The following is a 23132-nucleotide window of genomic DNA, read 5'->3' on the forward strand; positions in this document are numbered from 1 at the left end:
CGGGCTGCTCTAGGTGGCGAAGATCAGAAGTGGCACGGCCGGACACAGTCCGGCTGCACCGAGACCCCGGCCGAGGCGGACACCGCGGGGGCGGCGAGGGCGACGGCGAGGACGGCGAAGGTCGCGGCCAAGAGCGTTCTCAACTGCTTCTTCATGGTGGCTCCTCGGGGAAACGGGCGGATTTCCCGCCCGGCGCCGAGCATCCGCGCGACCCGCCGCCGAAACAACGGGGGTATCACTAGGTACCCCTACCTAATCGCGGTCCGTGACCGATTCGTCCGGTCCCGTGAGTGTTCGCTCCGGCGGAAAGCCGCGGAGACCCCGCCCACTGCGGTGTGGGGGTGAGCGGGGTCTCCGCGGCGAAGCGCACGCCCGACTGGCGCTACCGGAGGGGCGCGCGCGTGAAGCGGGTCCGGTGGCGGGGAGCCTCCGCCACCGGACCCGTTGGGCCACACCGTCCCAAACCGGTGTGGAACCCGGCCGCCCCGCGTCAGGTAGGGGCGGCCGGAGCCTTGATCAGTGAGTGGTCAGGTATCGCGCGTACGCGCCGGTGGTGAGGAAGCTCGGCAGCTTCTCGCCCAGCGCGGTCTCGGTGAAGATCTCGTAGGCGTCGTCGAGACGGGTGCCCTCGCCCAGTTCGGCCCGCACCGACGCCAGCTCTTCGTCCAAATAGGACACGGTGAGTTCGCGGGTGAGCGCGGTGCCGTCTTCGAGCTTCGTGCCGTTGCGGATCCACTGCCACACCTGGCACCGCGCGATCTCGGCGGTGGCGGCGTCCTCCATCAGGTTGTGGATCGCCGCCGCGCCGGTGCCGCGCAGCCAGGCGTCGATGTAGCGCAGCGCGACGTTGATGTTGGCGCGGACACCGGCTTCGGTGACCTCGCCGCCCGCGCTGGCGACGTCGAGCAGGTCCTCGGCCGTCACGGTGACGTCTTCACGGAGCTTGCCGAGCTGGTTGGGCCAGCCGCCGAGGACGTTGTCGAACACCTCGCGGCAGACCGGGACGAGGCCGGGGTGCGCGACCCACGAGCCGTCGAAACCGTCGTTCGCCTCGCGTTCCTTGTCCTGGCGGACCTTCTCCAGCGCGGTCGCGTTGATCTCCGGGTCCTTGCTCGGGATGAACGCCGCCATCCCGCCGATCGCGTGCGCCCCGCGCTTGTGGCAGGTGCGCACCAGCAGTTCGGTGTAGGCGCGCATGAACGGGACGGTCATCGTCACCTGCGCGCGGTCCGGGAGCACGAAGTCCGCGCCGTGCGAGGAGAAGTTCTTGATGACGCTGAAGATGTAGTCCCAGCGGCCGGCGTTCAGCCCGGCGATGTGCTCGCGCAGTTCGTAGAGGATCTCCTCCATCTCGAACGCGGCGGTGATCGTCTCGATCAGCACGGTGGCCCGGACGGTGCCGCGCGGGATGCCGAGTTCCCGTTGCGCCAGCAGGAAGACGTCGTTCCACAGCCGCGCTTCGAGGTGGTTCTCGAGCTTCGGCAGGTAGAAGTACGGGCCGCTGCCGCGGGCCAGCAGCTGACGCGCGTTGTGGAAGAAGTAGAGGCCGAAGTCGACCAGGCTCGCCGAAACCGGACGGCCGTCGATGCGGATGTGCTTCTCCACCAGGTGCCAGCCGCGGGGGCGGGCGACGATCGTCGCGGGTTCGTCGCCGATCGTGTAGCGCTTGCCCGCCTCGGTGGTGAAGTCGATGTTGCGGCGGATCGCGTCGAACAGGTTGAGCTGTCCGTCGATCACGTTGTGCCAGGTCGGCGAGGTCGCGTCCTCGAAGTCGGCGAGCCAGACCTTCGCGCCGGAGTTGAGCGCGTTGACCGTCATCTTGCGGTCGGTCGGGCCGGTGATCTCGACGCGGCGGTCTTCGAGACCGGGCGCGGCCGGGGCGACCGACCAGCTGCTGTCGTCGCGGATCGCGTGCGTCTCGGGCAGGAAGCCCAGCGGCTCCTCACCGGACTGCAGCTTCTCGCGGCGCAGACGGCGGGCGTCGAGCAGTTCGCGGCGGCGGCCGGCGAACGCGTTGTCCAGTTTGGCCACGAAGTCCAGCGCGGCCGGGGTGAGGATCTCGGCGAACCGGTCTCCGGCGGGTCCGCAGACGTCGATCCGGTAGTTCAGCTTCTCAACCATGGTGTGCCTCCGCTGGGCTTCGCGAGAGATAGAGGGGGAAGCGGCGGTCTCCCCTGGGAGTCGAGAGACCGCCGCCTGGCACCTGTTTACGAGGGATCAGAACTGCTCGGCCTCGGTGGAACCGGCGAGCGCGGTGGTCGAGCTCTCCGGGTTCAGCGCGGTCGCGACGTTGTCGAACCAGCCGGTGCCGACCTCGCGCTGGTGCTTCGTGGCGGTGTAACCGCGGTCCTCCGAAGCGAACTCGCGCTCCTGCAGGTCGACGTAGGCGGTCATGCCCTCGCGGGCGTAACCGTGCGCCAGGTCGAACATCGAGTAGTTCAGGGCGTGGAAGCCGGCCAGGGTGATGAACTGGAACTTGTAGCCCATGTGGCCGAGCTCGCGCTGGAACTTCGCGATCGTCGCGTCGTCCAGGTGCTTCTTCCAGTTGAACGACGGCGAGCAGTTGTAGGCCAGCATCTGGTCCGGGTACTTGGCCTTGATCGCCTCGGCGAACTGGCGGGCGACCTCGAGGTCCGGCTTGGAGGTCTCCATCCACAACAGGTCGGCGTACTCGGCGTAGGCGAGGCCGCGGTCGATGCAGGGGTCGATGCCGTTGGTGACGTTGTAGAAGCCCTCGGCGGTGCGCTCACCGGTGACGTACTTGCGGTCACGCTCGTCGACGTCGCTGGTGATCAGCGTGGCGGCCTGCGCGTCGGTGCGGGCGACGATCAGCGACGGCACGTTCAGCACGTCCGCGGCGAGGCGGGCGGCGTTCAGCGTGCGCTCGTGCTGCTTGGTCGGGATCAGCACCTTGCCACCGAGGTGACCACACTTCTTCTCGGAAGCGAGCTGGTCCTCCCAGTGCACACCCGCGGCACCGGCGGCGATCATGCCCTTCATCAGCTCGAAGGCGTTGAGCGGGCCACCGAAGCCCGCCTCGGCGTCGGCGACGATCGGCGCGTACCAGTCGATGTCGGTGTTGCCCTCGGCCCAGTTGATCTGGTCGGCGCGGCCCAGCGCGTTGTTGATGCGGCGGACGACGGCGGGCACCGAGTTGGCCGGGTAGAGGCTCTGGTCCGGGTAGGTCTGGCCGGAGAGGTTGGCGTCGGCGGCGACCTGCCAGCCCGACAGGTAGATGGCCTTGAGGCCGGCGCGGACCTGCTGCACCGCCTGGTTACCGGTCAGGGCGCCCAGCGAGTGGACGTAGTCCTCGTTGTGCAGGAGGTCCCAAAGCTTCTCGGCGCCGCGGCGAGCGAGCGTGTGCTCCTCGACCACGCTGCCGCGCAGCTTGACCACGTCAGCCGCGGAGTACGACCGCTTCACGCCCGCCCAGCGGGGGTCGGTCTCCCACTGCTTGGCCAGTTCGGCGGCCGCCTGCTCCAGCTGCTGCGCGTGCTGAGTCATCGGATTCTCCCGGTGTTGCGAAGTTTGCGAGTGATCGCCTTTCCTGCTCCGACCCTGACATGACTGGGGAAATCCGATCCAGGCCTCCAATTTGCCAATTTCTGCGAAGCTTCCGTAGCATCTTGCAAAGGTTGCGAATCACAGGTTCGCAAGCAAAGGCAAAATCCACGGGCTTGACCGTTCACTGAATCGTTCAGGCCCGGAAACCTTGCGGACAGAGAGGCCTCAGTGGACAAAACCTTCGCCGGAGCGAAGCTGCGGCATCTGCGCGAAAGCCGGTCGATGAGCCAGGCTGACCTGGCTCGTGTGCTGGAGATCTCACCCAGTTACCTCAATCAGATCGAGCACAACTCGCGTCCGCTGACCGTCCCGGTGCTCCTTCGCATCACGCAAGCGTTCGGAGTGGACACCGAGTTCTTCGCGAACAACGACACCGCCCGGCTGGTCGCGGACGTGAAGGAGGCGCTGCTCGACGAGGTCCTCGGCGTGGACGTCACGAACAGTGAGCTCAACGACCTGGCCACGAACCTGCCGACGATCGCCCAGGCACTGGTCAAACTGCACCGCAGCTACCGCAACGCCGTCGAGAACACCGCCGCGCTGACCACGGAAAACGGCCTGGGCCTGCACGGAAGCGCCGCCACCGCCCTGCCGCACGAAGAGGTCCGCGACTTCTTCTACGAGCGCGAGAACTACGTCGCCGAGCTGGACGAACGCGCCGAACGCATGGCCCACGACATCCCGCTGCAGCGTGGCCAGGTACTCGCGGCACTGAAGGAAACGCTGATCCAGCGCTACGGCGTCGACGTCACGAGCGAAGGCATCGACGAGGCCAACGGCGAACAGCACCGGTACGAACCCGGGCCGCGGGTGCTGCGGCTGGCGCCGAGCCTGCGCGTCGGGCAGCAGGCGTTCCGGATGGCTTCGCAGATCGCCCTGCTCGAATACGACGACCTGATCACCGAACTCGCCGACTCGTGGGCGTTCTCCGGCCCCGCCGCGCGTTCGCTGGCCAGGGTCGGGCTCGCGAACTACTTCGCGGGCGCGCTGATCCTCCCCTACGGACCGTTCCTGTCCACCGCCGAACGCTTCCGCTACGACATCGAGCGGTTGTGCGACCACTTCGGCGTCGGCTTCGAGACGGTCTGCCACCGGCTCTCGACGTTGCAGCGGCCGAAGAACCGCGGCGTGCCGTTCTCGTTCGTGCGCGTCGACCGGGCGGGGAACATGTCGAAACGCCAGTCCGCGGCCGGTTTCCACTTCTCCCGCGTCGGCGGCGCGTGTCCACTGTGGAACATCTACGAGGCGTTCACCCAGCCCGGCAAGATCCTCACGCAGATCGCGACCCTGCCCGACGGCAAAAGCTACTTCTGGGTCGCGCGGACGGTGTCGCGCAACATCGGCGGCTACGGCAGCCCCGGCAAGACGTTCACCGTCGGCCTCGGCTGCGAACTGCGGCACGCGAAACGGCTGATCTACTCGACCGGGCTCGACCTCGACGATCGCGCCGCGGCCACCCCGATCGGCATGGGTTGCAAAGTCTGCGAACGTCCGGCCTGCTCGCAGCGCGCGTTCCCGACGATCGGCAAGCAGCTGACCGTCGACGAGAACACGAGCACCTTCGTCCCGTACCCGGCGGTGCCCAAGTCGCCTTGAGCAGTCCTGATCTCCCTGGCAGGGTGACCGTCGACGGCCGCCGCCGATGACGGCGGCCACCGCACTGGGGAGAAATCGGATGATCTTGGTGACCGGGGCAGGCGGCAACGTCGGCTCGGAACTGACGGGAATCCTGGCGCGTGGCGGGCATCCCGTCAGAGCGCTGGTCCGCACGCCGCGGCCGTTGCCGGACGGCGTCGATGCAGTGGTGGGAGACCTCAACAAGGCGACGAGCTTGAAACCCGCGTTGGACGGTGTCCGGGCGGTCTTCCTGCTCGGCGGTTACGAGGACATGCCCGGCGCGCTCGCGGCGATGCGGGACGCGGGCGTCGAGCAGGTGACGCTGCTGTCGTCCCGGTCGGTCGTCGGCGGGCACGCGGACAACGCCGTCGCCGGGATGCACATGGCGGCCGAGGCGTCGGTACGCGCTTCGAAGCTGGCGTGGACCTTCCTGCGGCCGAGCGGCTTCATGTCGAATTCGCTGCAGTGGGTCCCGCAGCTCCGGGCGGGGGACGTCGTCCGCGAGCCGTTCGCGAACGTTCCGGTGGCGACGATCGACCCGTACGACATCGCCGCCGTCGCCGCGGAATCGCTGACCACGCCGGGACACGAGGGCCGGGCGTACGCCATCACCGGTCCGGGTTCACTCCGTCCTGCGGACCGGCTCCGCGTCCTGAGTGAACTGCTCGGACGGGAGCTACGGCTGGAACCGCTTTCGGACGCCGAGGCCCGGGTGACGATGAGCGCGGAGATGCCGTCCAAATACGTCGACGCCTTCTTCCGCTTCTTCGCCGAGGGCGAGTTCGACGACTCCGAGGTCACGGGTGCCGTCCAGGACCTGACCGGACGGGAGCCGCGGCCGTTCGCGACCTGGGCACGGACGCACCTGGGCGCCTTCCGCTAGGCGCGGGGAGGTCACGCCGCCGGGTCGCCGATCCGGCCGAGGAACAGCGGCGCCCCGGTGGCCGTGTCGGTGATGACGAAGAGGAACGGGCGGTCGACGGTCACGGTGCGCGGCAGCTCCGCGGACACGGCGCGGGCGTCGACCCCCGTGGCCGCCGCGGCCTCGGTGCCTTCCTCATCGACTTGAACGAAGGTCTTGTGCTGCACCGAAGCGATCCGTAGCCGGGCTTCGTCGGTGATGCCGCTGAAGTCGGCGGCGGGGCCGAACGCCGCGGGCATGCCCGCTTCCTTGAGCGGCGCCGACAGGTCGAGCGCGGATCGGGCGGTGAACCTGGGCATGGCCAGTTCCACGGTGGCCGGCCGGATCTCGCTGAGCAGCGCGGCGATCCCCTTGCCGCGAAGGGTGTCGATCGCGGCGGGCACGATCACGGTGAAGGCCAGCCGTCCACCGCGGTACGGCAGCGTGACCGCCTGATAGCCCGGCCCTTCGGCGTAGCCCAGCTGGACCTCCGGCTCGGTGCGCATCATCGGGACGGTCACCGTCGAACCGTCGGCCCGGGTGAACGGCGCGTCCACCGTCCGGTCGCGGGGGAACTCCCGCGCCCAGGGCACCTTCAGGTACAGGGCGTTGGCGAGGACGAGCCGGGTGTCGCCGGTGATCGACGTCTCCGGAAAGAGGTCGGGGATTCTCCCCTCGGTCTGGTCCGCCACCGTCCGGTTGATCCGGTCGCGGGCGGCACCGGGCTCGGCGACGAAATCCTCCTCGCTCGTCGCCGCACCGAACCGCGAGCGCAACGCGTCCCGGTACCCGGGCTTGATACCGAGCCCTCGCTGGATCCAGGCCGTGTTCGACACCTTCAGATCCTCGTGACCGGCGACCGGCGGGACGGGAGGCCCGTCTCCGGGAAGACGCAGCACCTTCCGGATCTGCGCGGCGGTCTCCCCCGCCGCGCCCGCGCCGACCATCTGCACCGCGATGGAGACGCTCACCGGGGACAAGACCAGGTTCGTCCGGCTCGCCAGCGCCGGCGCGGTGAGCAGGTCGAGCCCGAAGCCGTCGGCGGCCGCGACCGCCTCGGCCGCGCCGGGCGGCACCTGCTGCGTGACGGGCACCGGCGAGGGTGGTTCTTCACGGGCTGGTTCCGCTCCACAGGCCGTGAGCAGCGTGACCAGGCCGAGCACGAGGGACCGGGTGAACACCGTCATGACCGGAAGACGTGCTCCGTGTCCGATTCGGTTGCACCCGGGAGGGCGGAAAGCGGACGCGTCTCCGTCGTGGCCCCGGCCGGTCAGTACATTCAGCATTCGTGCAAGGGATCGAAACGGTGAGCGCCCGAACGGTCGAAGAGGCCGCCAAGCGATTGGCCGGGGTGGTGACCCGCACGCCGCTCGAACCGAACGAGCGGCTTTCGGCGCGGGTGGACGCCCGGGTCTGGCTCAAACGCGAAGACCTGCAGACCGTGCGCTCGTACAAGATCCGCGGCGCCTACAACTACATCGTCCAGCTCGACGCGGAACACCGGAAGCGCGGCGTCGTCTGCGCGAGCGCGGGCAACCACGCGCAGGGCGTCGCGTACGCGTGCCGCCGCCTCGGCGCGGACGGCCGCGTCTACGTACCCGGCACGACTCCCCGGCAGAAGCGCGAGCGGATCGCGACGCTGGGCGGCTCGCATATCGAGGTCATCGTCGTCGGGGAGACCTACGAAGACGCCTTCAGTGCCGCGAAGCAGGACGCGGAGACCACCGGCGCGACGCTGGTCCCCGCCTTCGACGCGCCGGAGACGGTCGCCGGACAGGGCACGGTCGCGATGGAGGTCGTCGCGCAGCTCGGGTTCGTCCCGGACGTCATGGTGGTGCCGGTCGGCGGCGGCGGGCTGCTCGCGGGGATCGCCGCGTGGGCCGCGGAACGCGCGCCGGAGATGCGGATCGTCGGGGTCGAGCCGGCGGGCGCGGCCTGTATGGCGGCCGCGCTGGCGGCCGGTGAGCCGGTGCGGCTGGAGAACGTCGACACCTTCGTGGACGGTGCGGCGGTCGCGCAGGCGGGCTCGGTGACGTATCCGCTGGTCCGCGACGGCGGTGTCGAGCTGACCGACGTCGCCGAGGGCGCGATCTGCACGGAAATGCTCGCCATGTACCAGTCCGACGGCGTGATCGCCGAACCCGCGGGCGCGCTCGCGACCGCCGCGCTCGGCACGACGGTGAAGATCGACCCCGGACAGATCGTGGTCTGCGTCGTCTCCGGCGGAAACAACGACGTCAGCCGCTACGGCGAAGTGCTCGAACGGTCGCTGATCCACGAAGGACTGAAGCACTACTTCCTGGTGGGGTTCCCGCAGGAGCCCGGCGCGTTGCGGCGGTTCCTCGACGAGGTCCTCGGCCCGGACGACGACATCACGCGGTTCGAGTACGTGAAACGCAACAGCCGCGAGACCGGCCCGGCGCTGATCGGCGTCGAACTCGCGCGGCCCGGTGATCTGGAAGGTCTGCTGCACCGGCTGGAGATGAGCCCGCTGCAGGTGGAGCGGGTGGAGCCGGGCAGCCCGCTGTTCCATTTCCTGGTCTGAACCTCGCGGTGGGGCCCGTGGGCGGAGTTGTCGGGGGCCTGTGGTCCACTGGTCGCCATGGTGAGCAAGGTCGACGGAGTCCGGAGTCTCGATGCGTTGCGCGAGCTGGTCCACAGTGGCGCGGAGCCCGAGTACCAGCTCTTCTACGGCCACACCCCACTCAAGAGCGGCCGGGTCAACGCGGCCTGCCTGAGCCAGTGGTGGCTGGCGCCGTTCGTGGTGGACGGCGAGCGTTACCCGACGGCCGAGCACTTCATGATGGCGAGCAAGGCGGAACTGTTCGGCGATCACGAGGCGGCGGCGAACATCCGTCAGGCGCCGGACCCCAAGACCGCCAAGATCCTCGGCCGCGAGGTCGCCGGTTTCGACGCCGAGGTGTGGGAACGGCACCGCTTCGACATCGTCATCGACGGGAACCTCGAGAAGTTCCGCCAGCATGCCGACGAGCGCGAGTTCCTGCTGAGCACGGGCGAAAAGGTGATCGTCGAGGCGTCGCGGATGGACCTGGTCTGGGGCAGCGGCCTCGACCGCGAGGACAAGAACGCCACCCGCCCCGACTACTGGCGCGGGCAGAACCTCCTGGGCTTCGCGCTCATGGAGGTCCGCGAGCAGCTGCGCGGCTAGCTCCGTCCGGCCGATCACGCGTGTCGTCCGTCCAAGCACGCGTGTCGTCCGTCTGATCACGCGAGTCGGCCGGATCCGCCGGACAATCCCCCTGCGGTCCTGCCGACCGGGCCGGTGGCTGTGACTAGGCGGACGGCAGGGGTGATCCAACGGACGACACGCGTGATCAGATGGACGACACGCGTGATCGGGCGGACGTCACGCGAGTTACGAATCCACGCCCAGGGTCTTCTGCAGCGCCTTGTTCGCCTTGCGCGCCATGTCGGCGACGGCCTCGCGGCGGGCGGCGTCGGCGGCGTAGTCGTCCTGCCGGTTCCGCACCACGCGCGCCGGCGAGCCGACGGCGATCGAGTAGTCCGGGATCTCGCCCCGCACCACGGCGTGCGCGCCGAGGACGCAGCCGCGGCCGACCCGGGTGCCCTTGAGCACCGAGACCTTGGTGCCGATCCAGGTGTCCGGCCCGATCCGCACCGGCGACTTCACGATGCCCTGATCCTTGATCGGGACGGTGATGTCGGTGGTGACGTGGTCGAAGTCGCAGATGTACACCCAGTCCGCGACGAGCGTGGCCGCGCCGAGTTCGATGTCGAGGTAGCCGTTGAGCACGTTCTGCCGCCCGAAGACGGCCTTGTCGCCGATGCGCAGCGAGCCCTCGTGGCAGCGGATCGCGTTGCCGTCGCCGATGTGCACCCAGCGGCCGATCTCCAGCCGCCCGTAGCCGGGACGGCAGTGGATCTCGACGTCCTTCCCGAGGAACACCATCCCCCGCAGGATGATGTGCGGGTTCGCGATCCGGAACTTCAGCAGCCGCCAGTACCGCACCAGGTACCAAGGCGTGTACGCGCGGTTTCGCAGCACCCAGCGCAGCGAGTCCTTGGTCAGGAACTTCGCCTGACGCGGATCACGACGGGCCTGGCCCCAGGCGCGGAGCCGCGACAGCGCGGGCGCACCCCACATGGACGTCATACCGGTGACCGTAACCTGTGTTCAGGCCGCCGACCGCAAAGGGGAGCACGCGCATGGGCACCAAGCTGATCATCGACACCGACCCGGGGGTCGACGACGCGTTCGCGCTGGCGCTGGCCTCGCAATCCGACGACGTCGACCTGCTCGGCGTGACCACGGTGTTCGGCAACGTCCCGCTGAGCCACACCACCGCCAACGCCCGCCGCCTGCTTCAGCTCTTCGGCCGCGACGACGTCCCTGTCGCCGCGGGCGCCGCGCGACCGATGGTCTACGACAACGCCAAGCCCGCCGGGTTCGTCCACGGCGAGGACGGCCTGTCCGGTCACGCGGGGACCCTGCCGGAGGCGAAGCGAGCGCTCGACGAACGCGGCGCCGTCCGGCTGCTGGTGGATCTGCTGGAAGCCGCCGACGAGCCGGTGACCATCGCCCCGATCGGCCCGCTGACGAATATCGCGCTGCTGCTGGCGGCGCATCCGGACATCCGCGAGAAGATCGGCCGGATCGTCATCATGGGCGGCGGGGTGACCAAGGGGAACTCCACCACCGCGGCCGAGTTCAACATCTGGAGCGACCCCGAGGCCGCGCGCCGGGTGCTGGTCGACGAGGACATCCCGACGGTGCTGGTCCCGCTCGACATCACGCACCAGTGCTCGGTCGACACCGGCTGGCTCGGCAAACTCGCCGCGTCCGGGCCGCTCGGCGCGGCGCTCGAAGCGCTGACGCCCACCTACGTCGAGCACTACACCCCGATCCTCGGTTTCCCCGGGATGGTCATGCACGACGCGGTCGCGGTGGCCGAGGCGATCCGGCCGGGCATCCTCGACGTCGAGTCGTACCCTGTGGACGTCGAGTGCGGCTTCGGCCCCGCCCGCGGCGCGACACTGGTGGACCGGCGAAGGCTGCGAAGCACCGATCCGCAGGCCGTGCCCGGCCGCACCATCGACGTCGCGCTGACCACCGACGTCGACGCCTTCCGCGAGTTCGTCCTCGGCTCCATCACCGGAGGCCGGTGATGGAGCAGGAAACCTCGCGCCGCCGCAGACTCCCGGTGATCGTCGCCGCGGTCGTCGTCGCGGGCGCCGCACTGGTCGCCGCCATCACCTTCGCGCCGAAGGACGAGCCGAAGACGGAGGCCGCCGCCGCCGAGTCCTCGGCCCCGCCCACGCCGCCGCCGTCGTCGTCTTCCGCCCCGGCCGAGATGCCGAAGGAACAGCCGAAGGTCCCGCAGCAGATGGGGCAGGAGTTCGACGCCTGGGTGTCGAAGACCAGCGGCTGGCTCGACATCCCGCTGCGCGCGATGACCGGGTACGCGAAGACCACCGTGGCGCTGAGCAAGGAAACGCCGGGCTGCCGCCTGTCTTGGGTGACGCTGGCCGCGCTCGGGAAGATCGCCTCCGATCACGGCCGCGCCGCCGGTTCGGGGCTGAACGCCGACGGCGTGCTGACCAAACCGCTCGGCGCGGTCGAGGTCCGCGACTTCTACAACAAGGTCGTCTCGTCCGCGAACGCGAGCGGCCCGCTGCAGCTGACGCCGTCGGTGTGGAACCGGTTCAAGGCTTCGGCGAGTGGCGGGAAACCGGACCCGCAGAACATCGACGACGCCACGCTCACCGCCGGGCGTGCCCTGTGCGCGGACGGCCGCGACCTCGGCCAGGGCCAGACGTGGTGGAACGCCGTCAGCACGCTGCAGCCCGCGCCGCTGCTGATGCACCGCACGCTCGCGACGGTGAACGTCTACGGCACGGTCGGCCAGAACCCGCAGCCGCCGAACGCGGCGGCCTTGAGCGCGGTCAACTTCGCCATCGACAAGATCGGGCTGCCGTATGTCTGGGGTGGTAACGGCACCGGCGGCAGTGACCCCGGATTCGACTGCTCCGGCCTGACGACGGCCGCGTACGCCAGCGCCGGCGTCAAGCTCATGCGCACGGCCCACACCCAGTATCACAGCGTGAACAAGGTGACCGATCCCCAGTTGGGCGACCTGATCTTCTACGGCGAGCCGAATACGAAGATCCACCATGTCGGGCTCTACATCGGGAACCAGCAGATGATCGACGCCCCGCAGACCGGGCAGGCGGTGCAGGTGCACACCTACCGGAAGCAGGGCGACGATTACGCCGGTGCGGGCCGCCCGGCGGCCTGAGCGACACTTCCCGCCTGTTCAGCCGCGGTAGTAGTCGGCGAGGGCGGCGAACGCGGCCTTGGGTTCCCACGGCATGCCCGGATAGGTTTCGCCGCCGCGATCTTCGAGGACTTTGACGATGCCGAGGCTGGCCAGGTCCAGGTCACGGCGAGGGTCGTCGGGACGGTGCGGGTAGTTGGAGAGCGCGAAGAGGTAGACGAAGGCGCCGTCCACCCCTTCGGCGTCGAAGATCTCCAGCAACTCGCGCAGGTAAGCGGCCTGACCGGCCTCGTCGCGGTCGTACTCCCCGTTCAGCCGGACCGGGCGGCCGGCCTCGTCGTGCTCGACGATCTCCATACTGCGCGGCGCCTGGTCGCCGGCGCCGCGCCAGGTGGCCGTGCCGAAGCCGGTGATCGCGACCGGCTTTCCCTGCGCCACAAGGGCGCGCACACCTTCCTGGAACCGGTCGGCCACCTCCGCGGACCGGATGAGCTCGACCGACATGAAGTCGAAGAGGGTCCAGTCGACCCGCTCGAACGGGATGCAGGCGTAGGTGATCTTCCCGTGAAAGCGCCGCCGGATCGTTGTCACGGCCTCGCCGAGGAAGTCGTTGAGGCGTGCGCTCGCCTCGGCGGTTCGCTCGCCCAGGCTCTCCGGACGGCTGAACAGTCGCCCGAGCCGCTCGGTGATGTCGTCACCGGGCAGGAAACCGTGGTCCATGAGGGTCAGCTCGACGCCGGCGACGAACACGACTTCGGCGCCCGTCTGCCGGACCCGCTCCGCCCGCTGAGCACAGTCGGCGAACAACGCCAGCATTTCCCCGGCCGTCAATTCCAGCGGGTAAGGCGAGAACCAGACCTCCAGCCCGAGTTCCGCGGCGAGGTGGGCAGCCTGCTCCAGCCGCTCCGGATCGCCGCCGACGAGATGCACGGCGTTGCAGTGCAGGTCGTCGCGGATGATGGCCAGCTCCCGTTTCACCAGGTCGAGATCGAAGTTCTCGCGGGAGTTCTCGCCGCCCCTGACGAAGCCGGTGTCGTAGGCGATGCCTTTGGCACGCATGGGTTCGGTCCTCTCGTGTCGGAATGTGGTGCCGAGATTAGGCAGAAACTTGCGTGCACGCAAGTTTGCGTCCGCGCAAGTTTGCTGGGATACTCGGCCGGTGACCGGATTGCGCGACCAGAAGAAGCAGGCCACCAGAAAGACCTTGCGCGAGGCGGCACTGCGGCTGGCCCTGGAGCGTGGCCCCGAAAACGTGCGCGTCGACGACATCGCCGAAGCCGCCGGAGTCTCGCCCCGGACCTACAACAACTACTTCTCCAGCCGCGAGCAGGCCATCGTCGCCGCCGTCACCGCCGAACGGGAAGCGCGGATCGCGGCGGCGGTAGCGTCCCGGCCCGCTGAAGTCGGCCTGGCCGACGCCGTGATCGAAGCGATCGTCGAGCAGTACACCGACCCGGGCGAACACCATCGCGACGCATTGCTGCTGATCACCACCCGGCCGGCCCTGCGTGCCGCCTTCGCCGACACCACCAGCGCGCTCGAACTCCCCCTCGCCGACGCGATCGCCGAACGCCTCGGCGACATCCCGCCACACATCGCCCCCGTGCTCGCGGCGAGCGTGACCGCGGCGGTGCGCATCGCACTCCAGCAATGGCTACAGCCGCTCACGACCGGCGGGCTCGTCGTGCTCTCCGGCCCGCTGCCCGATCTGCTCCGCACCGCACTCGCCCCCCTCGCGCCCGCACTCGACGCCGCCGAAGGGCGAGAGACATAAAGTGACCGCGTGTACTCACCGATCCCCGTCCTGAACGAGCTGAAGGACCTCTACGACTCGGCCCGCGACTACCTCGCCGACGGTTTCGAGCTATACGACTACGACGACAAAAGCCGCTTCCCCCAGGAGCTGGACGACCCTGAGTTCCTTTCGCGTTTGATCCCCTTCGCCCAGGCGAACGGGAGCGGCTCGACTTACGCGATCTGGCGAGCCGACGACGCGACGGCGCCCATCGTGGTCTTCGGCGACGAGGGCGGCGAGCACGTCGTCGCCCGCGACTTCACGGATTTCCTGCGGCTGCTGGGTTTCGACGCCGAGATCATGGTCGACCACGATTCGGCCTATTACTACCGGACGGAAGACGACGACCACAGCGGCTCGCACGAACTGTTCGTCGAGTGGCTCCGGGAGCGGGGCCTGACGCCGTCCGAGGATCCGGACGCCGTCGTGGCCGCCGCCCAGGAAGCCCACGGGGATCAGTTCCGGGCGTGGATCACGCCGTTCTACGAGCAGATCGGCTGGGCCTGAAAGGCCTGCGCGTTGTCGCGCGCCCAGTCGGCGAACGTGAGCGCGGGCCGTCCGAGGAGTTCTTCCACCGTGGTGGTCGTGGGGCCGGGGCGCTCGCTGTAGTCGGCCAGGGAGCCGAGCAGGCGAGCGGGGACCTCCTCGGGTAGTCCCTGCGCGAGCATCGCCTGCCGCACCCGCTCGGGCGGAAGCTCCTGAAAGGACAGTGCCCGGCCGGCGGCAGCGCCGATGAGCCGCACCTTTTCGTGCTGGTCCACCGATCCCGGACCGGTCAGGGTGTACACCGACTCCGGCGGGAGGTCGCCGAGAAGGGCTCGCACGGCCACCGCGGCGATGTCGGCTTCGTGGATCGGGGAGGTGGCGGCCCGGCCGAACGCGCCGCGTACGACGTCGCCCGCCTGGAGCTGTGGCACCCAGGCCAGCGCGTTGGCGGCGAAATCCGCCAGGCGCAGGACCGTCCACTCCAGACCGGAGCGGGTGACGAGCTCCTCGGCTTTCTTGAACTGGGCAGCGAAACGCGCCTCCCCGGCCGGGTACTCGACGGTGGTGGCAGACAGCAGCACCACCCGCCGCACCCCTCGTCCGGCCGCCAGCTTCAGCAGCTCCTCGAGGCCAGGACCGGTGGCCCGCGGGCTGATCTGGATCGCTTCGACACCTTCCAGCGCCGGTTCGATCCAGCCAGGGTGAAACAGGTCCCCGTCGCCGCGTGTGACCGCGGTGATGTCAATACCTCGGCGTAGCAGGACATTCTTCACCTGACGTCCCACGACGCCGTTCGCTCCGGTGATCAGGATCATGATCGTTCCTTTGTTCGGCGGGCTGGTGGTCAGACGCTGACGGGTTCTTGGGCCGGGACGATGCGGCGGCGGCGCGCGGGAAGCATCGACGTCGGGTGCGAGATGCTCCAGGCCGCGGCCTTGCAGATGATCTCCTTGAGGCGGGCGGCCGTCTTGCCGGTGAGCGCCGAGTCCTTCGGCCGGTCGTCCGGCGTCACCCATTGCACGACGGCGTCGCGTCGGCCGAGGCTGACGCACTGGCCGGTGTACCCGATCTTGTTCTCGGGGAGCGAGCCTCCGGTCAGGCAGGCGACGATGGCGTCGGCCGCGCGGTAGGCCGTGGGAACCCCCGAGGCACAGGACATCCGCAGTGGCGTCCCGTTCGCGCCCTTCGCGAACGCGGCGTCACCGACGGCGTAAACGTCCGGGTGCGAGACCGACCGCATCGTGTCGTCGACGACGATCTGCCCCGTCGCGGAGACTTCCAGTGTCGTGGCGGCGGCGATGGGGTGGACGGCGAAACCGGCCGTCCAAACGGTCACCTGGGCCGGGATCTCGCGGCCGGCCGCGGTCATCGCGCCGTCCGGCCCGACACGCGTGATGTCGGTGTCCTCGTACAAGGTGATGCCGAGCCTCTCGAAGGTCCCGCGCAGATGACGCCTGGCCTTCTCGCTCATCCAGTCGCCGAGACCACCGCGGGCCGCGAGGGAGACTTCGAGATCCGGCCGGGCTTCCGCGATTTCCGTGACGGCTTCGATGCCGGTGAGACCACCGCCGACGACGAGCACGGTCCCGCCCGCGGCGAGGTCGGCGAGACGCGCCCGCAGCCGCAGCGCGGAACCCTTGCCGTCAATGTGGTTGGCGTGCTCGGCGACACCGGGAACGCGGCAGTCGGCGGCCGCACTGCCGAGCGCGTAGACGAGCGTGTCGTAGGCGATTTCGCCGTCGTCGAGGGCAACGGTCTTGCGTTCGGTGCCGACCGCGGTGACCCGCGCCGTCCGCACCCGCACGCCCGTGCCCGCGAAGACGTCGGTCAGCAGACGGGGTTTGAGGTTCTGGCCGGTCGCGAGCTGGTGCATGCGGACGCGCTCGACGAACTCGGGGTCGGCGTTGACGAGGGTGATCTCGGTGTCGGCGGGGTGCAGCCGCTTGGCCAGCCGTCCGGCGGCGTTGGCTCCGGCGTATCCGGCCCCGAGAACGACGATTCGGTGCTTCATGGTCTCACTCCTGTCCGGTCGGTGTTCGCTTCCTGAACCGGACAGCGACACGAAACCTGACAGCGGCGGGCTGTGATCCGGGTCACCAATCGACGGTGAGCGGCTCCCCGTGCTCGGAGGTGCCCCACTGGCTCGCCGCGCGGTCGAGTTTCGCGGGGTTCACCTGGGCGTGGACCGCCGCGATGCCGTCGGCGGTGACCTCCAAGGAGACGACGCCGGCGAGCCTGCCCTCCACCATCAGCACCAGCGCGGGCACGCCGTTGGCGACGGTGGAGAACAGCTCGGGCTTGCCGCCGATCAACGACCACTTGGCCGCGCTCGGCTTGAAGAGGCCACGCAGGAACCTCGCCACCCGGACCGCGCCGGTGATCGGCCGCGGCAGCGAGAAGAGCACGCCGCCGCCGTCGCCCACGCTGATCGCGTCGTCGGCCAGCATCCGCACCAGCGCGTCGGTCCGGCCGCTGAGCGCCGCGGCGAGGAACTCCTCGACGATCTTGCGGGCCGCGGCCGCGTCGACCTCCACCCGCCGCCGGTCGGCGGCCAGATGTTGCTTGGCACGCCGGTAGATCTGCTGGCAGTTGACCTCGGTGACGTCGAGGACCTCGGCGATCTCGGCGTGCGAATACCCGAACGCCTCGCGCAGCACGTACACGACGCGTTCCTTGGCCGAGAGCCGCTCCATCAGCGTGAGCATCGCGATGGAGACCGATTCACGCTGCTCGACGGTGTCGGACGGCCCGAGCATCCGGTCCCCCGCGAAGACCGGCTCGGGGAGCCATTGGCCCACATAGGTTTCCCGCCGTGCCCGCGCCGAAGTGAGCCGGTTGAGGCAGATGTTGGTGAGCACCTTCGTCAGCCACGCCTCGGGCGTCTCGACGTACTCGCGATCGGCGGACTGCCAGCGCAGGAAGGTGTCCTGCACCGCGTCCTCGGCGTCGCTCGCCGACCCCAGCAGGCGATACGCGATCGCCTCCAACCGGCCACGGGCCCCTTCGAACACCTCGACCTCGCGCGCACCGGTCAGCATTACCTCAGATTAGCCATCGGAGTCAGGCCGCGGGGATCCAGCTGCCGTGCAGTCCCAAGGGGACACGGGCGGGCAGGTGCACCCTCGCCAGAGGCTCGCCGGTGAAGTCCTGCGACGCCAGGATCACCAGATCCGCCGCGCCACGGTCACGGTCGTGGACGTAGACCAGGTTGTAGCCGTCGTCCTCCGCGGCCGCACGGGCTGACGGCACGAACACGGTCTCCCCCGCGCTCGCGTCGCGGCCGAATTCGTGGGCTTCGGTGACGCCGGTCAGGAGGTCATGCTTCAGCAAGGCGCTGCTGAAACCCTCGTCGGGGCGGTCCGGTTCCGTGGCGCTCGGGGTGGCGTACAGCTCGGCCGCCGCCGAATAGCCGTAGCGGTAAGGCTTTCCGCCGAACCGGCCGTTGAGGCGCGGGAAGTCCTGCGGACGGTCGTGCAGCAGCGAGCGGGTGGCCCGGCCGGCCGCGAGATCCACTGTCCAGCGTTCGAGCACGGGCTTCGAGGCGCCGACGTCGGCGAAGTCGATCGGCCGGGGATGCACGACCACGTCCACCACCACGGTTCCGTTGTCCTCGAAGGCGTTCAGGGTGTGACCGACCATGACGGGCGCGGTCTCGAACCACCGCACCGTCCCGCCCGCCCTCGGCAGCAGCCCCAGCCGTGACGGCAGTTCCCGGTTCCAGAGGAACGGCACGCCCGTCGCCAGGCGCTCGGGCACGAAGACCATCGGGGACTCGTAGAACACCACGTAGTGCTCGGTGAGCGCGAAGTCGTGCATGTACGGCAACGTGGGCGCCTTGATGTCGGTGACGCTCCGGTTGCGCCCGTCGGGGCCGATCACGATGTGCTGCACGAAATCCGCGCCGTACCGGAAGGCCAGCGAGTGCAGTTCGCCGGTCGCGTGGTCGTACTTGCTGTGCGCGTTGGCGGAGAAACCCTGTTCAGTCGCACCGAGGGCGGCCGGCCCGACGGTGTCGAGTTCGTCGGTCAGCTCGTACGGCGCCAGACCTCCTTCGATGAGCGCGTAGAGGCGGCCGCCGTGCTCCGCGACCTGCACGTTCGGCGCGAAGTCCAGGCGCTCGTCGGCGACCTGCCCGCGCCGCGGTTCCCCGAGCCGGTCGGCCACGGAGGCCGACCGGACCCAGCGGTTGCGGTACCACTCGGCGCGGCCGTCGCGCAGGCGCACGCCGTGGACCATGCCCTCCCCGAGGGTCCAGGTGTGCGCCGACGCGTCTTCGAGGCCGAGCGGGTTCGGACCGATACGCAGGTAGCGGCCGTCGAGGTCGTCCGGGATCTTCCCGGTGACGGGCAGGTCGAAGGCGGTGATCTCTTCGGTGACCGGGGCGAAGTTGCCCAGGACATAGCGATTCATCGTCGGGTTCCTTGCTGCGAGACGTCTTGAACATTTGTATAATACATTTGTATAAGACACTTGTCACAGCCCGGCGCTAGGATCGCCGTATGGGACAACGAGAGGACCTCCTCGACGGGGCCAAGCGCTGCCTGATCGAACGCGGCTACGCGCATACCACCGCGCGGGACATCACCGCGGCCTCGGGAGCGAACCTCGGCTCCATCGGGTACCACTTCGGTTCCAAAGAGGCCCTCATGAACGAGGCCATGATCGAGCTGTCCACCGAAGTGGTCGAGCGCCTGCGCGAGCCGGAGGACGCTTCGCTCACCACCACTTGGCAGGGCCTTGTCGATTCCTTCGGCGAGCAGCGCGACCTGTGGACCGCCGTCCTGGAGAGCGCCACCCAGGCCATCCGCTTCCCGGAACTGCGCGAACGGCTCGCCGACGCCCAGGACGAGGCCCGCAAGGTCCTCGGCGAGCGGCTGTCCGCCACCGACGCCGACGCGGCGGGCGCCGTCCAGTTCGCCCTCATCGCGGGCGTGATGATGCAGCACCTCGTCGCCCCGGACCGGGCCCCCAGCGCGGAAACGATCGTCCGCGGCCTGGAGGCCCTCGCCGGCGGCAAGGCCTGACTCAGCTCTTCCGCTCCTCGAACAGGTTCAGCACCTGCTCGGGGATGTTCTCGCCGAAGATGCTTTCGAGCAGGAAGTCCTCCTCGATCGGCGTTTCGCAGCGCGCGAACATGGCGCGTTCGTACTCCGCGAGAGCGGCCTCGACGTCGCCGGGACGCGCGGCGAGCGCCTTGCCGAGTTCGGCGCCGTCGAGCATCGCCAGGTTGGCGCCTTCCCCGTTCGCCAGCGCGAGATGCGCGGCGTCGCCGAGCAAGGTCACCCCGGGCACGCGTTCCCAGCGCAGCCCGAACGGCAGGGTGAAAGCGGGGCGGTGGATCGGCGCGATGTCGCTTTCGGTGATGAGCGCGGTGAGCTCCGGCGACCAGTCTCCGAACTCCGCCGCGATCCCCGCCTTGGCGGCTTCGGCGTCGGAGAAGTCGATGGCGTCGAACCACTCCAACGGCTTGCCGAGCTCCACGTAGGCGTGCAAGGTGTCGCCGCTTTCGCGATGCGCGTTGATGCCGATGCCCTCCGTGGTCCCGTTCCCGAACATCGACCCGCCGCCGACCGTCTTCGCCACGGCGGCGTGCCGGGTGTCCGCGTCGTACAGGTAGGTCTCGATGATCGACGTGCCGGAGTACTCGGGAACGGCGTCGGTGAGCAGCGGCCGGATCCGCGACCAGGCCCCGTCGGCACCTACCAGGAGATCCGTGACGACGGTGGTGCCGTCGTCGAAGGTCACCTCGTGGCGGCCGTCGCCGAGCGTCCGGGCGCCGGCGGCCTTGCGTCCCCAGCGCACGGTGCCTTCGGGGAGCGAGTCGAGCAGCATGCGCCGCAGATCCCCGCGCTGCGCCTCGGGGCGGCCACCCGTGCCGTCGTCGCCCCGTTCGAACAGGACGGTCCCGTCCCTGTCGAGCACCCGCAGCGCCTGACGGCCCTCCAGGACGATGCCGCGGAACTCGTCCATCAGCCCGGCGGCTTCGAGCGCGAGCTGGCCGTTGTAGTCGTGGATGTCGAGCATCCCGCCCTGCAGGCGCGACGTCGGGGAGGCTTCGGCTTCGTAGACCTCGGAAGGGATGCCGTGGACGTGCAGGACCCTGGCCAGGGTGAGCCCGCCGAGACCGGCGCCGATGATCGTGACAGGTGTGTTCATGGTGACCCCTCGGTCGGTTCTGGAATGACATTCCAGAGCGTGTCGCGGGCCGCTGGCAGACGCCGCATACGACACTGGCACCGGCCTGGCAGGCGCTGTCAGCCGAAGAACGCGACGGCGTCTCCTCTCCAGCCGGGATCACCCGTCCTCGCGAACGCGACCCACGCTCCGTGCACCCGGGCCGCCAGCCCGTCCGGGACGGGATCGGGGCCGAGCAGACCGGTGTCCCCGTGCAGCCACGGCTCGTCGGCGACGTCGAAGACGAACGGCAACTCGACGGTGTGGGCAGCGCCGAGCCGTCCGTTCGACGCCGTCGAGCGATAGCCGAACGAGTATCGGTGGGTGTGCCCCTCCGAGATCCGCGCGTGCGCCCGCGCCAGCCGCTCGGTGCCGTCGCCGAACAACGTTTGTCCGAGATCCTTTTCGCCGTAAAGGTTTCCTTCCTCGGTGTTGGTACCGATGAGCAGCGCGACGTCTCCGTCGAGCGGACCGTCCGCGGGCTGAACCGGCAGGACGAGGCTGAACGGGCTCAGCCCGGCCAAGGGGTCCGCGGCGGTTTCGGTCCGCAGATCGAGCCCGGCCAGCACGGGCAGGATCGCCAGGAACCGCTCGTCCGGGATCTCTCCGAACGCCCGCGCGGTGGGCTCGGCTCCCAGCGCCGATGCGGCGGCCGCGGTGACCCTGGCTGCTTGCTCCGGGGTGAAGGCGCCGGTTCCGCTGCCGCTCTGGACGATCGCCCGGCGGAACAGTCCCTTGGCCTCCGGTGTCGCGAGCAGTGCGCCGGTGAGCGTCGCCCCCGCGGACTGCCCGAACACCGTGACGTTGCCCGGATCTCCGCCGAACACCGCGACCGTGTCCCGCACCCAGCGGAGCGCGGCGAGCACGTCGAGCAGGCCCCGGTTGGGCGGAACGCCTTCCAGATCGAGGAAACCGGGGACGCCGAGGCGGTAGTTCACCGTCACCAGGACGACGCCGTCGCGCGCGAACGCCCTCCCGTCGTAGAGCGCGGCGCGGGCGGAGCCGGTGACGAAACCGCCGCCGTGCACGAAGACCATGACCGGACGCCGTCCGTCGTCCGCCGCCGGTGTCCGGACGTCGACGGTGAGGTACTCGTCGCCGCGCACCCAGCCGGGTCCGAAGTACGGCGTCATGTCGAGCTTGCCGAAGTCGCGCACCGGCTGGGGTGCCGTCGGCCCTGGCCGCGTCCCGTCCCGGACGCCGGACCAGCCCGGATGCGGCGCCGGCGGGAGGAAACGGCCGGGGCCGATCGGCGCCGCCGCGTACGGGATGGCGCGATAGAGCTCACCGAAGGAATCACGGCTGCCGCGTACGACACCGGCCGGGGTTTCTGCTCGCACGTACACGAAAACTCCTCAGGAGAGCGGCGAGAACGCGGCCCAGCGCGCGATCGCGAACTTCGATCCTCGGCGCTCGACCCGCACGGCGCCCTGGGCACCGAAATGCGCCGGGAAGAGGAGCGCGTGACCGTCGGCGGCCTGACCGAGCAGCTTGTGCCGGGTGGCCCGTGATCCCGCCGGATCTTCGCAATAGGGCGAATTGGTGTCCGGTTCCACGATCTGCAGCGCGGTGTGCACGAGATCGCCCACGAACAACGCCCGCTCGCCGCCTGATTCCAGGGTGAGCACGGACGAACCCGGCGTGTGACCGGGCGCGGGATCCAGCCGCAGATTCCGGTCGATCCGGTACGTGCCGTCCCACAGACGGGTCAGCCCCGCCTCGTGGACCGGCACGACGCTGTCCTCGAAGACGTTCTGATTTCCGCGTCCCAGCACGGAATCGTGTGCTTCGGCCGGGTTCCAGAAGTCGAAATCGGGCCGGGGCATCAGATAGGTGGCGTTCGGGAAGGTCGGCACCCAGGTGCGGCCGTCGAGCCGGGTGTTCCAGCCGACGTGGTCGATGTGCAGATGGGTGTTCACCACGACGTCGACGTCCTCGGGCCGCACCCCGGCGGCCGCGAGGTTGTCGAGGTACGCGGTGTCGAGGCGGTTCCACACCGCCGCGTACGGCCGGTCCTTGTGGTTGCCGACGCCGGTGTCGACGAGGATCGTGCGGCCTTCGCTGCGGATCAGCCAGGATTGGAGCGCCGCGTGGCACTCGTTCGTCTCGGGGTTCCAGAAATCGGGCGCCAGCCAGCCGCGGTGTTCGTCCCACGCGCCGTCGGGGCTGTCCGGCAGGAACTCGGCCGGGGTCATGCCGAGCGAACCGTAGAACTCCTTGACGCGGGTGACCGTGACGTCTCCGATGGTGATCTCGTCCATGTCCCCGAGCCTGGAGACCCGGCCGGACGCGGACCACGCCCCGCTGGTCCTCCCACTGGGAGGGTGTGGCTGACGGG

22 protein-coding genes are annotated in these 23132 nt (G+C 69.5%); 9 read left to right on the forward strand and 13 right to left on the reverse strand.

From position 1 onward, the window contains the following. Positions 1 to 23: 23 nt before the first annotated feature. The 3 genes from ACIBTM_RS00735 to aceA form a co-directional block, all read right to left on the reverse strand. Entirely contained in the window at positions 24 to 155 is a 132-nt protein-coding gene (locus ACIBTM_RS00735; RefSeq protein WP_255431241.1) for a hypothetical protein, read from the reverse strand. A gap of 361 nt (positions 156 to 516) precedes the next feature. Continuing rightward, positions 517 to 2121, reverse strand: a complete 1605-nt coding sequence (gene aceB, locus ACIBTM_RS00740; protein ID WP_395874210.1) for a malate synthase A — start codon at positions 2119 to 2121, stop codon at positions 517 to 519. A gap of 96 nt (positions 2122 to 2217) precedes the next feature. Continuing rightward, positions 2218 to 3504 carry an isocitrate lyase gene (aceA, locus tag ACIBTM_RS00745; RefSeq protein WP_072030536.1) on the reverse strand — a complete coding sequence of 429 codons (1287 nt, stop codon included), beginning with the start codon at positions 3502 to 3504 and terminating at the stop codon, positions 2218 to 2220. A 228-nt stretch (positions 3505 to 3732) separates the two neighbouring features. On the opposite strand from aceA, the gene ACIBTM_RS00750 reads away from it, so the two are divergent. Beyond that, the gene (locus ACIBTM_RS00750) at positions 3733 to 5160 is read left to right on the forward strand and encodes a short-chain fatty acyl-CoA regulator family protein (protein ID WP_016336577.1); all 1428 of its coding nucleotides are present in this window, start codon (positions 3733 to 3735) and stop codon (positions 5158 to 5160) included. A gap of 79 nt (positions 5161 to 5239) precedes the next feature. After that, positions 5240 to 6064 carry an NAD(P)H-binding protein gene (locus ACIBTM_RS00755; protein ID WP_395874212.1) on the forward strand — a complete coding sequence of 275 codons (825 nt, stop codon included), beginning with the start codon at positions 5240 to 5242 and terminating at the stop codon, positions 6062 to 6064. 11 nt (positions 6065 to 6075) lie between these two features. Here the strand turns inward: ACIBTM_RS00755 and ACIBTM_RS00760 are convergent, their stop codons facing one another. Next, positions 6076 to 7269, reverse strand: coding sequence for a serpin family protein (locus tag ACIBTM_RS00760; RefSeq protein ID WP_395874214.1), 1194 nt, complete (start codon positions 7267 to 7269; stop codon positions 6076 to 6078). A gap of 101 nt (positions 7270 to 7370) precedes the next feature. On the opposite strand from ACIBTM_RS00760, the gene ilvA reads away from it, so the two are divergent. Together ilvA and ACIBTM_RS00770 are read left to right on the forward strand one after the other, a co-directional pair. Beyond that, positions 7371 to 8627 carry a threonine ammonia-lyase IlvA gene (gene ilvA / locus ACIBTM_RS00765; RefSeq protein ID WP_395874216.1) on the forward strand — a complete coding sequence of 419 codons (1257 nt, stop codon included), beginning with the start codon at positions 7371 to 7373 and terminating at the stop codon, positions 8625 to 8627. Between the two features lie 57 nt (positions 8628 to 8684). After that, the gene (locus ACIBTM_RS00770; RefSeq protein ID WP_395874219.1) at positions 8685 to 9251 is read left to right on the forward strand and encodes an NADAR family protein; all 567 of its coding nucleotides are present in this window, start codon (positions 8685 to 8687) and stop codon (positions 9249 to 9251) included. 207 nt (positions 9252 to 9458) lie between these two features. Here ACIBTM_RS00770 and ACIBTM_RS00775 read toward each other — a convergent pair whose 3' ends face one another. Next, positions 9459 to 10217, reverse strand: a complete 759-nt coding sequence (locus ACIBTM_RS00775) for an acyltransferase (protein ID WP_007031648.1) — start codon at positions 10215 to 10217, stop codon at positions 9459 to 9461. Between the two features lie 53 nt (positions 10218 to 10270). On the opposite strand from ACIBTM_RS00775, the gene ACIBTM_RS00780 reads away from it, so the two are divergent. After that, on the forward strand, positions 10271 to 11230 hold the full coding sequence (locus ACIBTM_RS00780) for a nucleoside hydrolase (RefSeq protein ID WP_395874221.1): 960 nt from the start codon (positions 10271 to 10273) through the stop codon (positions 11228 to 11230). Beyond that, positions 11230 to 12360: an NlpC/P60 family protein gene (locus ACIBTM_RS00785; RefSeq protein WP_395874223.1), complete on the forward strand. Its 1131-nt coding sequence runs from the start codon at positions 11230 to 11232 to the stop codon at positions 12358 to 12360. The genes ACIBTM_RS00780 and ACIBTM_RS00785 overlap by 1 nt, the downstream gene beginning before the upstream one ends. Before the next feature lie 18 nt (positions 12361 to 12378). On the opposite strand, the gene ACIBTM_RS00790 is transcribed toward ACIBTM_RS00785, so the two are convergent. Continuing rightward, positions 12379 to 13398 (reverse strand): hypothetical protein, encoded by a 1020-nt coding sequence (locus ACIBTM_RS00790; protein WP_395874225.1) that lies wholly within the window; start codon positions 13396 to 13398, stop codon positions 12379 to 12381. Positions 13399 to 13498: 100 nt separating this feature from the next. Here ACIBTM_RS00790 and ACIBTM_RS00795 point away from each other — a divergent pair, with 100 nt between their 5' ends. Both ACIBTM_RS00795 and ACIBTM_RS00800 read left to right on the forward strand, forming a co-directional pair. Next, positions 13499 to 14113: a TetR/AcrR family transcriptional regulator gene (locus ACIBTM_RS00795; protein ID WP_395874227.1), complete on the forward strand. Its 615-nt coding sequence runs from the start codon at positions 13499 to 13501 to the stop codon at positions 14111 to 14113. Positions 14114 to 14122: 9 nt separating this feature from the next. Further along, complete coding sequence (locus tag ACIBTM_RS00800) at positions 14123 to 14641, forward strand: SMI1/KNR4 family protein (protein WP_395874229.1); 519 nt, start codon at positions 14123 to 14125, stop codon at positions 14639 to 14641. Here the strand turns inward: ACIBTM_RS00800 and ACIBTM_RS00805 are convergent. From ACIBTM_RS00805 to ACIBTM_RS00820, 4 genes are all read right to left on the reverse strand, one after another. Beyond that, positions 14617 to 15435, reverse strand: coding sequence for an NAD(P)H-binding protein (locus ACIBTM_RS00805; protein ID WP_395874231.1), 819 nt, complete (start codon positions 15433 to 15435; stop codon positions 14617 to 14619). The genes ACIBTM_RS00800 and ACIBTM_RS00805 overlap by 25 nt on opposite strands. A 29-nt stretch (positions 15436 to 15464) precedes the next feature. After that, positions 15465 to 16631 (reverse strand): NAD(P)/FAD-dependent oxidoreductase, encoded by a 1167-nt coding sequence (locus tag ACIBTM_RS00810; protein WP_395874233.1) that lies wholly within the window; start codon positions 16629 to 16631, stop codon positions 15465 to 15467. Between the two features lie 82 nt (positions 16632 to 16713). Beyond that, positions 16714 to 17658: an RNA polymerase sigma-70 factor gene (locus tag ACIBTM_RS00815; RefSeq protein WP_395874235.1), complete on the reverse strand. Its 945-nt coding sequence runs from the start codon at positions 17656 to 17658 to the stop codon at positions 16714 to 16716. Between the two features lie 22 nt (positions 17659 to 17680). Continuing rightward, on the reverse strand, positions 17681 to 19030 hold the full coding sequence (locus ACIBTM_RS00820) for a carotenoid oxygenase family protein (protein ID WP_395874237.1): 1350 nt from the start codon (positions 19028 to 19030) through the stop codon (positions 17681 to 17683). An 89-nt stretch (positions 19031 to 19119) separates the two neighbouring features. On the opposite strand from ACIBTM_RS00820, the gene ACIBTM_RS00825 reads away from it, so the two are divergent. Beyond that, positions 19120 to 19644 carry a TetR/AcrR family transcriptional regulator gene (locus ACIBTM_RS00825; protein ID WP_395874239.1) on the forward strand — a complete coding sequence of 175 codons (525 nt, stop codon included), beginning with the start codon at positions 19120 to 19122 and terminating at the stop codon, positions 19642 to 19644. 1 nt (position 19645) lies between these two features. Here ACIBTM_RS00825 and ACIBTM_RS00830 read toward each other — a convergent pair whose 3' ends face one another. The 3 genes from ACIBTM_RS00830 to ACIBTM_RS00840 all read right to left on the reverse strand — a co-directional run bounded on the left by ACIBTM_RS00830 (position 19646) and on the right by ACIBTM_RS00840 (position 23055). After that, positions 19646 to 20776: an FAD-dependent oxidoreductase gene (locus ACIBTM_RS00830; RefSeq protein WP_395874241.1), complete on the reverse strand. Its 1131-nt coding sequence runs from the start codon at positions 20774 to 20776 to the stop codon at positions 19646 to 19648. Between the two features lie 98 nt (positions 20777 to 20874). Next, the gene (locus tag ACIBTM_RS00835) at positions 20875 to 22140 is read right to left on the reverse strand and encodes a carboxylesterase/lipase family protein (protein ID WP_395874243.1); all 1266 of its coding nucleotides are present in this window, start codon (positions 22138 to 22140) and stop codon (positions 20875 to 20877) included. Between the two features lie 9 nt (positions 22141 to 22149). After that, positions 22150 to 23055 carry an MBL fold metallo-hydrolase gene (locus tag ACIBTM_RS00840; protein ID WP_395874245.1) on the reverse strand — a complete coding sequence of 302 codons (906 nt, stop codon included), beginning with the start codon at positions 23053 to 23055 and terminating at the stop codon, positions 22150 to 22152. Positions 23056 to 23132: the final 77 nt, after the last annotated feature.

Source organism: Amycolatopsis sp. NPDC049868 (genome assembly GCF_044461365.1).
GTDB lineage: Bacteria > Actinomycetota > Actinomycetes > Mycobacteriales > Pseudonocardiaceae > Amycolatopsis.